This window comes from Aeribacillus sp. FSL k6-2211 (genome assembly GCF_037966125.1).
GTDB classification, from domain to species: domain Bacteria; phylum Bacillota; class Bacilli; order Bacillales; family Aeribacillaceae; genus Aeribacillus; species Aeribacillus composti.
Map to the genome: position 1 here is coordinate 1,613,810 of NZ_CP150190.1, position 14,756 is coordinate 1,628,565.

The window sequence follows — 14,756 nt, forward strand, 5'->3', positions numbered from 1 at the left end:
AAGCACGTTATTTTACTATCAAAGGAAGGGGGATGAAGTTGAAAACATTGTCCTCAAAAATATGGATGCCAACAGATTTAAGAGAAGCATGGCGATTGCGGCAGCTATTGCAATTAGAATCACACTTTATAGCCGGCGGAACATTATGGCAAACAAAATGGGAAAAAGGAGCACCGCAGCCATCTCATTTAATCAGCCTTGAGAACATAAAAATTTTAGAAGCGATATATGAAAAAGAAGATGGCGGCCAAAACTTTCTTCACTTGGGGGCGCTTATCCGATTGGCTGACTGCCTCCGCCATCCCATTATAAAAGCGAAATGGCCTTTATTGACCAAAGCTGTCAAGACCATTGCTGCACCAGCCGTGCGCAATCTTGGAACGATCGGCGGAAACGTCGCCTCAACAATTGGTGATGCCATCCCCGCCCTGTTAGTGATGGAAGCGAAAATCGGTTGTTTTGATGGGGACGACATAAAAAAAATCGATTTAGATCATTGGTTGAATGAAGAATTCAAGGATGATCTTATAACGGAAATAGTGGTGCCGGAAATTTCAGCTCCGCCATCATATGTCCATTTTTATCAAAAAATTGGGAGGAGAGAGGCGTTTTCAGGCTCTGTCGTCACCATTGCAGGGATAATCGGCCAAAATGACAACGGAACAATTGACTTTGCGCGGTTGGCAGCAGGCGGAGGCGAGAATCGTCCAAGGCGATTAAGAATAACGGAGCAATTGCTGGCCGGACGCAAGGTTGAGTCCGCTTTACTAAAAAAGGTGCATGAGGCGGTCTTTTCTGAATTTCAACCTGTCGGCGATGCTTTTTTTTCAGCGGATTACCGCAGGCGGGTCGCCGCCAACATAGTCATAGCAGAGCTAAAAAAATTAGAGGAGAAAGATTAATATATTCAAATACGAGCTTTTTCAATTTGGATTATGAAGAAGGGAAGGGATTGAGATTGAAACAAGTGTGCATCAGACCGGACGGAGTAGAAAAAGTAACTGGACATTTAAAGTTTTTAACAGATCTTTCGTTTCCGAATATGCTGTTTGCAAAAATTTTGCGAAGCGAATATCCGCATGCCAATATCGTTTCGATCTCAACGGAAAAAGCGGAGGAATTGCCGGGAGTTCGGGCTGTCATTACAAGCAAGGATGTTTTAGGTTTAAACGGGTTTGGCTTAATCTTTCCTGATCAGCCTGTTTTATGCAAAGATAAAGTTCGTTTTGTCGGCGATGCTGTCGCGGCTGTTGCTGCGGAAACAGAGGAAATCGCCGAAGCGGCGCTTCAGCTGATCGAAGTGGAATATGAGCCGCTGCCGGTTGTTGATGATCCGGAACAGGCTATGCTCCCTTCTTCTCCGCAGCTCCATCCGAACGGGAATATCCTACACCAAGCATCTTATCAAAGCGGCAATGTGGAAGAAGCATTTCAATCATGCGACTGTATTGTAGAGGAAACGTATCAACTTCCAAGGCAAATGCATGCGTACATGGAAACAGAGGGCGGGGTGTTTGTTCCGGAAAAAGACGGCACTTTGACGGTGTATGCCGGCACTCAGCATGGATATAAAGACCGATATCAATTAGCCCGCATTTTAAATATGCCGGAAGAAGACATCCGCGTCGTCTCAAGCCCGCTTGGCGGCTCTTTTGGCGGAAAAGACGAATTAAACATCCAGCCGTACGGAGCCTTATTGGCGCTGAAAACGGGATTTCCTGTAAAAATTCATCAAACGAGAAGGGAATCGGTGCGGTCAGGTATCAAAAGGCATCCGATGAAAATTAAAATGAAAACAGGTGCGAAAAAAAACGGCAAAATCATCGCCCATCAAGTGCGAATTATAGCGGATACCGGCGCATATGCAACGTTAGGCCCCGCAGTATTGGATTTTGCGGTTGAACATGCGATAGGCCCATACATGATCCCGAATATTCAAGTTGAAGGCTATTCGGTTTTTACGAATAACGGTGTTGCCGGTGAATTTAGAGGCTTTGGTGGAAACCAAGTAACCTTCGCATTGGAAGGGCAAATCGATCGCTTGGCGGTCACGCTTGGAATGAGTCCGCTTGAACTCAGACAAAAAAATCTGCGCAAGGCACATGATCCCGGGCCTGTCGGGCAAAAAATCGCCCCAACTGACGGCGCTCAACAAGTTTTAAAACAGATCAGCCAATCGAAACTATTAAACAGCCGCCGAAAACAAGATCATAACGGCTTGATTAAGACAGGCGTCGGGGTGGCAATCACCATGCACGGCGGAGGGCTGGGCTATGGACGTTTAGATCCGGCTGGCGGGAGAATTTCATTGAACGAGGAAGGAAAAATCGAAATTGCTTTTGGGTTTGAAGAATTTGGCCAAGGCTTGCTCGCAGTGATTGAACAAATTGCCATTCAAGCAATAGGCTGCTCCCGAGAGGATTTACACATTGTCATCGGCGATACGGACAAAGTCCCGCGTTCAGGATCATCAACTGCTTCAAGGGGTACGAGCATGGTTTGGCAAGCCATTCAACGGATGAAAGCTCCGTTTCAAAACAGCCTGTTGGAAAGAGCCACACAATGTACGGATGTGCCCGTCAGTCAATTAAAAATAGGCGAAAAAGGTGTTTGGCACCAAGATGAGCTGCTGATTTCATACAAAGAACTGGCAAAACAAACGATAGACAAGCCGCTGATCATTGAAACTCGATTTGACTTTCCTGCAACCCCTTGCTCCATACCAGGCGGACATTTTTTATATTCGTTTGCAGCTTGTGCCGTTAAGGTGGAAGTGGATCTGGCAACTGGATTTGTTCGTGTAAAACAATTAGAGCAAGCCATTGCCGCTGGTCCTGTTATTTTTCCGCAAGGATATTTGGGACAAATTGAAGGCGGATCCGTGATGGCGTTAGGCTATACATTAACGGAAGAAGCGCTGATAGAAAACGGAACATATGTAACGGAAAATTTTGATACGTATTTAATTCCGACGATAAAAGATGTCCCCCTTTCGATTGACATCACCGCAATCGAGGAACTGTGCGAAGAGGATGATTATGGGCCAAGAGGCGTCGGGGAAATTGGCACGGTTGCTGTTGCCCCTGCCATCGCAATGGCCATTTATGATGCGACTGGCATCTGGGTGAATAGGCTGCCGGTATCAAGGGAAGAAATCGTCAATAAGATGATGGAAACGGAGATGAGCAAATGGCTGACAAGCAAATGAGCGCAAGCATAAAATTACCGTCTGAAGAACGAATGCGCATGTCGATTTTTGTGAATGGCAAAAAGAAAGAGCTTGAGATTCATCCGGCCGCTCGGCTAGTTGACATTTTAAGAGAGCAGCTGCATCTGACTGGCACAAAGATTTCCTGCGGAATTGGCCGCTGCGGCGCCTGCTCTGTCATCATGAACGGCAGGCTAGTGAATGCCTGTTTAGTTAGAGCTTATCAAGCAAATGAAAAAGAAATTGTTACAATTGAAGGACTTGCGGAAAAAGGGCTTCATCCGATTCAGCAGGCGTTTTTGGAAGAGGGAGGTTTCCAATGCGGATATTGCACCCCAGGAATGATTATGGCTGTCAAAGCGATTTTGGATCAATATCCGAATCCAACTAGTCAGCAAATAGTTGACGGTTTATCAGGAAATCTTTGCCGATGCACAGGCTACTCCGGTATTATTAGAGCAGTTCAAAAGCTTGCTGAAAAAGAAACATCTCGCTTAGACAGCAAATGTTAAGAAGGCGGAGCAGTTCGGCGATTTTTTTAACATGATCAGTTGAAAGAAATTAGATTTTAGCGTTTTTCGGCTTGTTTCCTTGTCTGCAGCGTTAAAAATTTATGGCTATCGCCGAATGAAATTCGTCATACATCGAAAATAAGTGACCCATAAACGAATATATGCCTGATGAAAACAGACGGTATTCAATCTGTGATTCGTTGTAAAAAGAACCGTTACGTTTCATCATCAGCGGTGCATGTGGCTGAGAATGTATTAAATCGCAAATTTTTCAGCAAGTAAGCCAAAAGAAAAATGGCTGGCGGATGTCACGGAATTCAAGATAGGAAACGGTAAAAAAGCGTATTTGAGTGCAATTCTAGATCTGTATAGTTATGTATTAGGGCATTCGAACAATCATCAACTTGTGTTTCAAACAGTTGATCACGCTATCGCAAGGGTCAAGTCCAAATGATGTGTAAAACATCACACTCCCTGCCCAGAACCTAGATTCCTGGCAAATCACCGCTTTTTTTTTACACAACATTCAGGGCTTAATCTATCACAAGTTTAAAAGAACATAAACAACTTTTGATTTATAGTACATCTCATGGGCTTGAGAAGCGAATAATCGAAGCAAAGCGAACACATAGTATGTCAAGAGTGGGACGCTGCATGGAAAACGACCCAATGGAATCTTTTTGGGCAACCTGAACGTGTGAAAGGTATGATCTGAAACGATATGAAACGTTTAAAGCGTTACAACAAGCGATTAAGAGTTTTATAATAACAAACGCGATCAAGAAAAATTAAACGGCTTAAGCCCATTAGAATTTAGAGCTCAAGCCGTTTAAAGCAATTTTATGATGTCCACTGTCTGCTTGACAGGGGACAGTTCAACTTTTGGACAATCCCTTTAAGAAAGTTATTTTCTTTTTAATGTCTCATCACCATATTCTGTGATGTTCACACAATTCCGGAAATAAGTTAGCGAGATTGATACTCAATCTAGAGTAGCTCCTTCGTCAGCTTGCAGACCACTAAGTTGGTAGATGGAAGCGGTCAAGTGCTTTCCTTGACGGATTCCATTCTACCAACTAGACGATTTTTTTTGTTTTTTAAATAAAGGGAGCCTCCCAAAAGTCAGTAACGCTGACTTTTGGAAGGCCCCGTTTTTTCATGACGTTGTTGAAGAAAGTATTTGTATCCGATTAACTTCCCCGATACACTTGATACCCCCACGGTGAAATAAGCAATGGAACATGATAATGGGCATTTGCATCAGAAATGCCGAAGCGGACGACGACGTGATTAAGAAACAGCGGCTCCTTCAAGGATAAACCTTTGTTTTTAAAATAATCTCCAATGTAAAACAGAAGTTCATAAGTTCCCGGTGTTAATTGCTGCTCAGTGATGAGCGGTTCGTCAACCCGACCGTTTTCGTTTGTGAATGCGGTTTTGAGCAGCTGTTTTTCCGTTTCGTTTTGATCTGTAACAGAAAACAGCTCGATTTTGACGTTTTGTGCAGGCGTACCGTGAGTTAAATCTAAAATATGTGTTGTTAATCCTTTCATATTCCATCTCCTTATTGACCTTTTTATTTGCCTCGTTTTTCATTTTGGAAGCCCGTTTTGTTACTTTGGAAGCGCTTGTCTGACGGGGCATGGCATTTGAATCACGGCTTTCTTTCACTATATAACCAGCGTGTAGTTTCTTTGGTTATTATTTCTCAGCAGATTCAGTTGTACCGCCATTTATGGCGCTTAAAAAGATATGGCTTCGTACTGTGCAAAAGATCAAAAATAACGAAAGTCAATTTGTTCTATCAAAATGGAATGTACGTGTCAGCATAGGTTTCTCTCTTCTTTCACTATATCCTTCAGTCGAAAATAGGCAATTTTTTTAATTTCTGCTATTGCTTGCTCTATCTCTGCTTCCGCATTGTTTTTGATTCGCTGTTCAATCGATGCAAATATTTCCTGCTTTGTTTTGCCGCGCACAGCCAAAATAAACGGGAATTGAAATTTTTCCATATACGTTTCGTTTAATTTTAACAATCGATCGTATTCTTCATCTGTCAGTTTTTGCAGTCCCGCTTTTTGTTGTTCTATTTGCGAAAATCGGGTCATTTTTGTTCTTGCGCCTAAAGCAGGGTGATTGCGAATAAGCGCCAATTTTTCGGGTTCGTCAGCTTGATCCACGATCTCAGCCATTTTGGAAAAAAGCGATTGCACGGAAGAAAACGGGCGGAATTTTTCTGCTTTTTCTGCCACCCATGTTGAATCTTCAAATATCCCGCCTAGCTTCTCAATAAATTCAGCCGCACTGAGTTGGTTAACTTGTTCTATGTCCATTCGGCTTTCTCCTTTCGTTTTTAAAATTTGATCGTTGTCGGTTTTAACTGTTCGGCAGCAGAAGATTTTTTCAGTGAGAAATGGTGAAAAAATAAGTTTAAAAAGATGGCTGTAAGACTGCCTGTTATAATCCCATCACTAAAAAGAATTCGCAGCATAGGCGGCAGCTGTGCAAACAAATCAGGAACAACTGTGGAACCCAATCCGAGGGAAATGGAGCAGGCAATTACTAACAAATTGCTTTGCTGTTGAAAATCAACAGTGCTTAACATTTTAATGCCTGAAGCAACGACCATGCCAAACATGATCACCATTGCTCCCCCTAATACAGATGTTGGGATCATCGTGGCAAAAGCAGCAATTTTCGGAATAAATCCAAGGGTGACAAGTATAAAGCCGGCAACGATCGCAACGCTTCTTGTTTTTATATTTGTCAGCTGCACAAGTCCGACGTTTTGAGCAAACGTGTTGTACGGGAAAGCGTTCAAACAACCGCCGATGATGAAAGCCAATCCTTCGGCACGATATCCGCGCGCAAGATCTTGGTCGCTAAGATCTTTTCCGCAAATTTTGCTTAGGGCTAAAAAGGCGCCAGTCGATTCAATCATGATGACAATGCCCACTAATGTCATTGTTAAGATCGGCACAAGCTCAAAAGTAGGTGGACCGAAATACAAAAATTTCGGAGAATGAATCCATGAAGCTTGCATTACTTCTTTCACATCAACCCCTCCCATAAAAGCCGCGGCGACCGTACCCGCGATAATCCCGATAAGCACAGAGATTGCCCGAAAAAAGCCTGTGAAAAATCGATTCATAAACAAAATCAAAAGAAAAACCCCAAATGAAAGGAGCAAATTTTCCGGATCGCCAAATTTCGGACTTCCTGCACCGCCCGCCATGTTTTTAATCCCGACCGGTATTAAGGACAGTCCTATAAGGGTGACAACTGTACCTGTCACGACCGGCGGGAACAATAATCTTGTTATTTTGCCAAAGAGCGGAGCAAAAAGAATAATGAATATTCCTGCGGCAATGATCGATCCATAGATTGCATTGATGCCGTACTCTTTTCCGATCCCGATCATCGGTGTAACAGCAACAAATGAAGCACCTAATATGACAGGTAAACCAATGCCGAAATATTTTGTTTTGAACGCCTGCAGCAGGGTGGCGATTCCGCATGTCAATAAATCAATCGCAACTAGATATGACAGCTCCTGCGTCGAAAGGTTTAACGCTCCTCCGACAACAAGAGGAACAACAATGGCGCCTGCATACATCGCCAGTACATGCTGCAAACCAAGTGAAAAAAGATGAATTCCTCCATTTTTATTTGTCAAGTGACCTCTCCTCCTCTTATGTAAAAAAATCTAACATTAGATGTTATTTGTTTTTCATAATAAAAGAACGATGTAGTGAAGTCATTGGTTGAATTACATAATCGTTTTTGCAAAATTTAGTTAATGTATCTAAAACTTTATAGACAAATTACATTTTCATTTACTAAAGCTCTTGCCTCAATTTTTTTATAATTGAAGCAAATTTTTTATGCGGAATGCCAAGCGGAGGCTAATAGTGGCTTCTGGATCCTTTAAGCTTTTTCCGATGAGCTCCTCGCATTTTTCTAATCGATAGATCACCGTATTGCGATGAACGAAAAGCTTTTTGGCTGTTTCAGAAATTTGACAATGATTTTCCAAAAATAAAAACAACGTTTGCAGCAGAGCCTGTTTTTCAGTGTCTGCCGGGTCTGAAAGGTTTGTCAAAATCTGTTCGTAAAAATCAATCAGCTCTTCTTTTGGAATCATTTTCAATAACGTATAAATATCTTTTTTCTTATGAATTTGAATGAATTCTTGATTTCCGGAATACTGTTCTTCTTCCAGCACTTCCAACGCTTCTTTATAGCCTTTTTTTACATCTAAAAATTGCTGGCAAAGACTGCCGATGCCGAATGAGACAGTCCGTTGGAACCTGCTTCTAATTTTCGCTTGCAATTCCTTTAAAAACGGCATGATGGAAGAATGAAGCTCCAGCCATGATTTTTGAATCGGGAAGAGCAAAATGCCTACGTTCCCCTTCACAAAAAAATGAACAGGATTTGGGAACGCATCAGCTTCTTTTTCCATAAATTCAAAAATCCGTTCATTTTCTTTATGGAATTGTGTAAACGTTAATGATTTTTTTCTTTCATCCAATTTTCCTGCTGCACAAAAATACGATTGATCATTGCGAATTTTAAATTCTTTTGCTTTAATGACAATCTCTTCTTTTGATTGAAAGGCGCCATCTGTAAAATTGATAAAAAATTCATTTTGAACTTTTCGTTTATGTTGTTTAAGAGCATTTTTTTTCATCAATTCAAATGAAATGACATTTGTCGCTTGTTCAATCGTCAACACAAGCGAAGGACTGTGAAAAGGAATGGCATCAAAAACAATTAAACATCCGCTGTTGCTTTCATGAGTGTAAATGGGAAAAACGGAAACAGTTCGTTTACTAGAAATAATGGAAAAACAAGTGTAAGAGCTTGGCTGTAAGAAAAAGCGAAATCCGTCTGTGTACATTTCCTCGATTTCCGGCAGACTCGATGTAACGGAAGATGAAGAAGCAATCATTTGAAAGTGCTGATCCAACAGTAAAATTGGACAGCCGATCAAGTTTGCCAAATTTTCCAGTAATGAGACGAGCCCTTTTCCTCTTAAAATATGGTTTGTAAATTGCTGATGGATTTCAATCGCATTGAGCAATTCGTTTGTCCGTTTGTCCAATATATAGCTTAATGTCTGGTTCACAACTTCCCCTAACGTAACCTCAATCGGCAATTCAATAATTGGGAAATTTTTTTCATTTGCATACTTCAGGCAAGCCTCCGGAATTTCTTCCAAAAATCGCTTCATTTTAATTGCCAACCCTGCACATTGCTGATCCGCCATATTTTTGATGAGTGCGAGCAGATCATTCGGATTGTCTTTTAAATGAAAGGCAGTTGTTACAAGCAGTTCATTCGCTTTAAGGAAATCGATGATATCCGGTGCATCCATCATATTGACGCTGAAAACTTCTCGATCTTTTCCGTTATGGCCGGCGATGAGCTTGGCATTTTTCATAACGGGAATTTTTAATATTTCGGAAATTTTCATTTTTTCAGCCCCTTTGTCTTCAAATTTTAGTGAACATGCACAAAAGATGGTGAAATTTATATCAAAATTGCCAATGTATATGAAAAAGAATAACGATAAAATAAAGTAAATTCACATTTTATGGAACAAAATGTAACAAGGATATTTGCTCATTTTGAATAGAAAAGAGGGAAGAGATATGACAGTTCATTTACTTGGGCCCATTCAGCTTGAAGAGGAAGTTGAAAGGCTGATCGAATGGCTTGCAACATTCGGTAAAACGGAAAAAGGCGGAGTTACCCGGCTGTTATATAGCGAACAATGGCTGTCAGCGCAGGAAGCGTTGAAGGAGAAAATGGAGGAATGCGGATTAGCTCCATATTTTGATGACGTCGGCAACTTGTTCGGCCGAGCAGAAGGATCATCTCCATCCTCCAAAACAATCTTAACTGGTTCGCATATCGATACGGTTATTGAAGGAGGAAAATATGACGGCGCATACGGCATTATTGCCGGCTTGTTGGCGACTCATTATTTATTAAAGCGTTTTGGAACACCAAAAAAAACGATTGAGGTCGTATCCTTATGTGAAGAGGAAGGCAGCCGGTTTCCGCTTACATTTTGGGGGTCAGGCTCTGTAACGGGGAGGCGCTCTTTTAAACATATACAAAAAATTGTTGATTCTAAAGGGATTTCGTTTGTGCAAGCAATGAATGAATGCGGTTTTGGACAGGAAAGATTTCGCCAGCCATTTCGAAACGATATTCAATGCTTTATTGAGCTGCACATCGAACAGGGCTCTGTGTTAGAAAAAAAGAAAAAATCGTTGGGCATTGTCAGCGACATTGTTGGTCAACGCCGCTATCAAGTAAAGGTTGTCGGTGAAAGCAACCATGCAGGAACAACCCCGATGTCCTGCCGGAAAGATGCGGTGGCCATTGCCTCTGAACTGATTACCTATTTAATGAAACAAGCCAAACAGGTGTGCGACCAACTAAGAGTGACCGTCGGCAAAATAAAGGTTGAACCTAACGTTCCGAATGTGATTGCAGGTGAAGTCGTTTTTACGATCGATATCCGTCATCACGAAGAAGAACTATTGGAGCAATTTTGTTCAACATTTTCACGTCATTTTAAAAATGTGAGCGCACAATACAATGTCGATATTTTGTTAAATGAATGGCTGAACGTCAAGCCGGTCAAAATGGATCAACAATTGCTGAGACTGTCAAAAGAAATTGCAGAAGAGCAAAATCTGTCTCATGAAATCTTGGTTAGCGGAGCGGGACATGATTCGCAAATGTTCGGAACCTATTGTCCGACTGCGCTTTTTTTTGTCCCGAGTCATAACGGAATCAGCCACTCGCCGAAGGAATATACCGCAGCGGCTCATTTAGAAAGCGGCGTTAAGTTTTTAATCCATTATTTATATAGATTGGCATATTAAAAGAAAGGATTGTGGACGAAATGAAATTTCTGCCTCTACAGACACCTAATAGAACGATCATGACACCGGGGCCTGTTGAAGTCGATCCGAGAGTTTTGCAGGCGATGAGTACGCCGATTTTAGGCCAATTTGATCCTGCATTTACTTCGATCATGAATGAAGTAATGGAAATGCTTCGCTATTTATTTCGTACGGACAACCAATGGGCGTTCCCTATCGATGGAACCTCCAGATCGGGCATTGAAGCGATGCTGGCGAGCATTATCGAACAGGGCGATAAAGTGCTGATCCCGATATACGGCCGGTTCGGCTATTTATTAACCGAAATATGCGAACGTTACGGGGCTGATGTCACTACAATTGAGCGCGAATGGGGAACGGTGTTTGACCCGGAGGATGTAATTAGAGAAATAAAGAAGGTTCAGCCGAAAATAGTCGCGATCGTCCATGGGGAAACCTCAACGGGGTGCATGCAGCCGCTTGAGGAGATCGGGAAAGCTTGCCGGGAGATGGATGTAATTCTTGTAGTCGATGCGGTTGCGACAATTGGAGGAACGGACGTGAATGTCGACGAATGGCAGCTTGACGGCGTGATCGGCGGGACGCAAAAATGCTTATCGGTTCCATCAGGGATGGCTCCCATCACATATAATGACAGAATTGAAAAAATCGTTTTGTCGCGTAAAAAGGTAGAAAGAGGAATTCGGACGGAATTGGATCAGCAAATGGCCACAGGTCAAACAATTATTAGCAACTATTTTGATTTAAGCCAGCTTCAAGATTATTGGAGCCCGCGGCGATTAAATCATCATACGGAAGCTACATCAATGCTTTACGCATTGCGTGAAGGCTTGAGGCTTATTATGGAGGAAGGATTGGATAATCGATTTGCACGCCACCGCCTCCATGAACGGGCATTAATGGCCGGGCTGGAAGCAATGGGACTCACATTGTTCGGCGATAAACGCTTTAAACTGCCGACCGTCACATGCGTCAACATACCGCAGGGCGTCGATGGAGAATCCGTGCGCCGCATGCTGCTGGATGAATTCGGGATTGAAATTGCCAGCTCGTTTGGCCCGCTCCACGGAAAAATCTGGAGGATCGGTACAATGGGCTACAGCTGCCGCAAAGAAAATATTCTCAAGCTGCTGACAGCATTGGAGGCAGTTCTCATCTATCACGGTGTTCGCATAAACAGAGGTGAAGGAGCACAAGCAGCGCTGAATATGTATGGGAAACAAAAAAGTAAAGTATCATCTTAGATATTTATGATACTTTTTAACATGTTGATCGAACAATTGTTACCAAAAACAGTTGTTCGATTTTTTTAATTTTTGATATTTTACACAAAATCTTTTTTAATTTTTATTTATTTTGACAGTGGATAAATCAAAGAATTACGTATAATATACCAATATAGTTTCATTTTGCGTTAATAAAAGTTACATAAAGGGATGAGAAATATGACATTGATAGTTGAAAATGTAAAAAAGTTTTATAATGATCATCTTGTTTTAAAAGGGATAAACCTTACTGTTCAACCGCATGAATTTATTTGTGTATTGGGAAGCAGTGGCGGCGGAAAATCAACTCTATTAAATTTGATTGCGGGATTTATTAAACCAGATGAAGGAGTGATTAAGGTAAACGGATCTTTTGTAACAAAACCTTCCAAGGAAAGAGGAGTCGTTTTTCAAGATCATGCACTATACCCTTGGTTCACTGTTTTAGAAAATATCGCTTTTGGACCAATCGTGCAAGGGATGCCAAAAAAGAAAGCATTGGAAAAAGCATTACGTTATATAGAATTAATTGGTTTATCAGACTATGCAAACCATTATCCTGAACAACTTTCAGGAGGTATGAAACAACGCGTCGGCATTGCAAGAGCTTTAGCCGGAGAACCTGAAATTTTGTTAATGGACGAGCCTTTTGGAGCGTTAGATATGTTTACCCGTGAAAATATGAGAACTGAACTAATTCGTATATGGAAAGAAGTAAAGCCTACTATTATATTTATTACCCATGATTTAGCTGAAGCTGTCTATCTTGCAGATAGAGTGATTGTCATGAAAAATGGAATGATTGCTACAGAATTAGAGATTCATTTACCCCGTCCTCGAAATTATCGTGATCCTGAATTTAGTATTTTGATGGAGAATTTAGAAGAGCATTTTGTCAGCTAGTTAGGAGGAAGCTTATGAAAAATATGGCGGCCAGACAAGAAGCAGTTTCTGTCTATACGAAAAAAGTGGGCAAGGTTAGAAATAAAAAATATTTACATGCTATTCCAATAATTGCTTTTTTTGTTTTATGGGAAGTCATTACAAGATTAAATATAAATTTTTCCATAGTAAATCCCGTTTTTTTTCCACCGCCTTCACTTATATTTCTAAATGGTGTAGAACTATTTCATTCAGGATTAATTATAGACAGTATTGTGTCGAGTACGATCCGAATAGTAATTGGCTTTGCAATCGGAGTTCTTCTCGGGGTGATTGCCGCATTATTGATAGGAAGGGTAGAGAAGATTGAATTTTGGTTTATGCCTGTCTTTAACATGATCGGTCCTATTCCAGCTTTAGCGTTGCTGCCTTTATTTATTATTTGGTTCGGAATTGGCGAAATTCCAAAAATTATATTAATTGCTTGGACAACATTTTTTCCAGTTATGACGAATACAATTGATGGAATTAAAAGTGTTCATTCTTCTTATATTCGTTCTGCATTAAGCTTAGGCGCAAATGATAGACAAATATTTAAGAAAATTATTATTCCGTCAACATTACCAAATATTTTTACTGGATGTCAAATAAGTTTAGGATTGGCTTTTTCAGCATTAGTGGTTTCAGAAATGATGGGTGCAAAAAGTGGTTTAGGGTATATTATTGTGGACGCTCGAAACTATATGAAAATTTTAAATATGTATGTAGCTATTATTTTAATAGGTATTGAATATAGTCTTTTTTCCTTGTTATTAAAAGTGATTGAGAAAAAACTATTGAAATGGAGAACAGGCGGATTTGAAAATGCTGTAGAAAAATAATAAGGGAGGAATTATAAATGAGAAAAATTTTTCTTTTTTGCCTAGTTTTTTTGACAATGTTTGCAATCGTTGCGTGCGGTTCAAACAGTTCGACAACAACTAGTGAAAATAGTAATAAAGCGAGTGATGAACTAGAAGTGAAGGATATAACATTAGTAGGGGTAAGAGATGCGCAAATTTCTTCACAACAAATCATTGCAGATAAGTTAGGATTTTTTAAGGAAGAAGGGCTAAACGTAACAAACCAATTAATTGAAAGCGGACCAGATATTGGACCTATGATTGCTGGTGGAAGTGCTCCGGTTAGTTTACAAACAAATTTTATGGATATTATTTTAGCTTCCTCAGGCGTTAAGGTGAAAATCGTAGCTCCGCTTGCACAAATTGCAGGAACACAAGCGGTTGTAGCGGGCAAGCATGCTGAAATTAATTCTCCAAAAGATTTGGAAGGAAAATCAATAGGTATTCCTAGTGGTGCTGATGTAATGATTGCAATTCAAAATATGGCCAACGATTATAATGTTGACATAAAAAAGATAAATTTTGTGAACCTAGCTCCTAGCGATGCTTTAACTGCTCTTGAAAAAGGTGATATTGATGCAATGGCTGCTTGGGAACCGTTTATAACGAAGGCTATCAACAGCGGAGGAAAACTACTATTTAGCGGTACGGTTGACAATTTTGATGAAAAAGAAAAATCTGTTGATTGGATGAGTGTTCATACAACACTGCAAGTAACGGATGATTTCCTAAAAGAAAATCCGAATACGGTAAAAGCAATCATTAGGGCTTTAATAAAAGCTACAGATTACATTAATAAGAATAGAGAAGAAGCAATTAAAATTTTAGCGCCTGAACTTCATTTAGAAGAAAGCGAGTTAAAGGAAATTATGAATAGAAATGTTTATACAATGCAAGTCGACGATTCCTTTATGAACAAAAGCAATGGTTCTGAAGTAGGAGAATATTTATTGAGTGTAGGAAATATCAAAAATATCCCAAATAAGAAAGATTATATTGATTTTTCATTATTAGAAGAAGTTGAACCGGAACTTATGAATAACAAATAACATGAAAAAAGC

The 14,756-nt window shown here is 40.6% G+C and carries 12 protein-coding genes; 8 read left to right on the forward strand and 4 right to left on the reverse strand.

Annotated elements, in window-relative coordinates:
* Positions 1–32 precede the first annotated feature (32 nt).
* From NSU19_RS07890 to NSU19_RS07900, 3 genes are read left to right on the forward strand one after another with little or no spacing between them, the layout of a single operon-like run.
* On the forward strand, positions 33–902 hold the full coding sequence (locus NSU19_RS07890) for an FAD binding domain-containing protein (RefSeq protein WP_094245582.1): 870 nt from the start codon (positions 33–35) through the stop codon (positions 900–902).
* Positions 903–952: 50 nt separating this feature from the next.
* Positions 953–3,208: a xanthine dehydrogenase subunit D gene (pucD, locus tag NSU19_RS07895; protein ID WP_339199673.1), complete on the forward strand. Its 2,256-nt coding sequence runs from the start codon at positions 953–955 to the stop codon at positions 3,206–3,208.
* Positions 3,190–3,720, forward strand: coding sequence for a (2Fe-2S)-binding protein (locus NSU19_RS07900; protein ID WP_082829479.1), 531 nt, complete (start codon positions 3,190–3,192; stop codon positions 3,718–3,720). Before pucD ends, NSU19_RS07900 begins: the two co-directional genes overlap by 19 nt.
* A gap of 1,190 nt (positions 3,721–4,910) precedes the next feature.
* On the opposite strand, the gene uraH is transcribed toward NSU19_RS07900, so the two are convergent.
* From uraH to NSU19_RS07920, 4 genes are all read right to left on the reverse strand, one after another.
* A complete protein-coding gene (gene uraH / locus NSU19_RS07905) occupies positions 4,911–5,273 on the reverse strand; it encodes a hydroxyisourate hydrolase (protein ID WP_094245585.1) in 363 nt (120 codons plus the stop codon).
* A 270-nt stretch (positions 5,274–5,543) separates the two neighbouring features.
* Positions 5,544–6,053, reverse strand: a complete 510-nt coding sequence (gene uraD, locus NSU19_RS07910) for a 2-oxo-4-hydroxy-4-carboxy-5-ureidoimidazoline decarboxylase (RefSeq protein WP_339195131.1) — start codon at positions 6,051–6,053, stop codon at positions 5,544–5,546.
* 20 nt (positions 6,054–6,073) lie between these two features.
* Positions 6,074–7,336 carry a nucleobase:cation symporter-2 family protein gene (locus NSU19_RS07915; protein WP_339199988.1) on the reverse strand — a complete coding sequence of 421 codons (1,263 nt, stop codon included), beginning with the start codon at positions 7,334–7,336 and terminating at the stop codon, positions 6,074–6,076.
* 246 nt (positions 7,337–7,582) lie between these two features.
* A complete protein-coding gene (locus NSU19_RS07920) occupies positions 7,583–9,199 on the reverse strand; it encodes a PucR family transcriptional regulator (protein WP_094245587.1) in 1,617 nt (538 codons plus the stop codon).
* Positions 9,200–9,377: 178 nt separating this feature from the next.
* On the opposite strand from NSU19_RS07920, the gene allC reads away from it, so the two are divergent.
* From allC to NSU19_RS07945, 5 genes are all read left to right on the forward strand, one after another.
* Positions 9,378–10,625, forward strand: coding sequence for an allantoate deiminase (gene allC / locus NSU19_RS07925; protein WP_066249038.1), 1,248 nt, complete (start codon positions 9,378–9,380; stop codon positions 10,623–10,625).
* Between the two features lie 20 nt (positions 10,626–10,645).
* Complete coding sequence (locus tag NSU19_RS07930; RefSeq protein WP_339195136.1) at positions 10,646–11,890, forward strand: alanine--glyoxylate aminotransferase family protein; 1,245 nt, start codon at positions 10,646–10,648, stop codon at positions 11,888–11,890.
* Between the two features lie 201 nt (positions 11,891–12,091).
* Entirely contained in the window at positions 12,092–12,814 is a 723-nt protein-coding gene (locus NSU19_RS07935) for an ABC transporter ATP-binding protein (protein WP_066249032.1), read from the forward strand.
* A 14-nt stretch (positions 12,815–12,828) separates the two neighbouring features.
* Complete coding sequence (locus NSU19_RS07940; protein ID WP_339195139.1) at positions 12,829–13,674, forward strand: ABC transporter permease; 846 nt, start codon at positions 12,829–12,831, stop codon at positions 13,672–13,674.
* A 17-nt stretch (positions 13,675–13,691) separates the two neighbouring features.
* Positions 13,692–14,744: an ABC transporter substrate-binding protein gene (locus NSU19_RS07945; protein WP_066249026.1), complete on the forward strand. Its 1,053-nt coding sequence runs from the start codon at positions 13,692–13,694 to the stop codon at positions 14,742–14,744.
* Positions 14,745–14,756 lie beyond the last annotated feature (12 nt).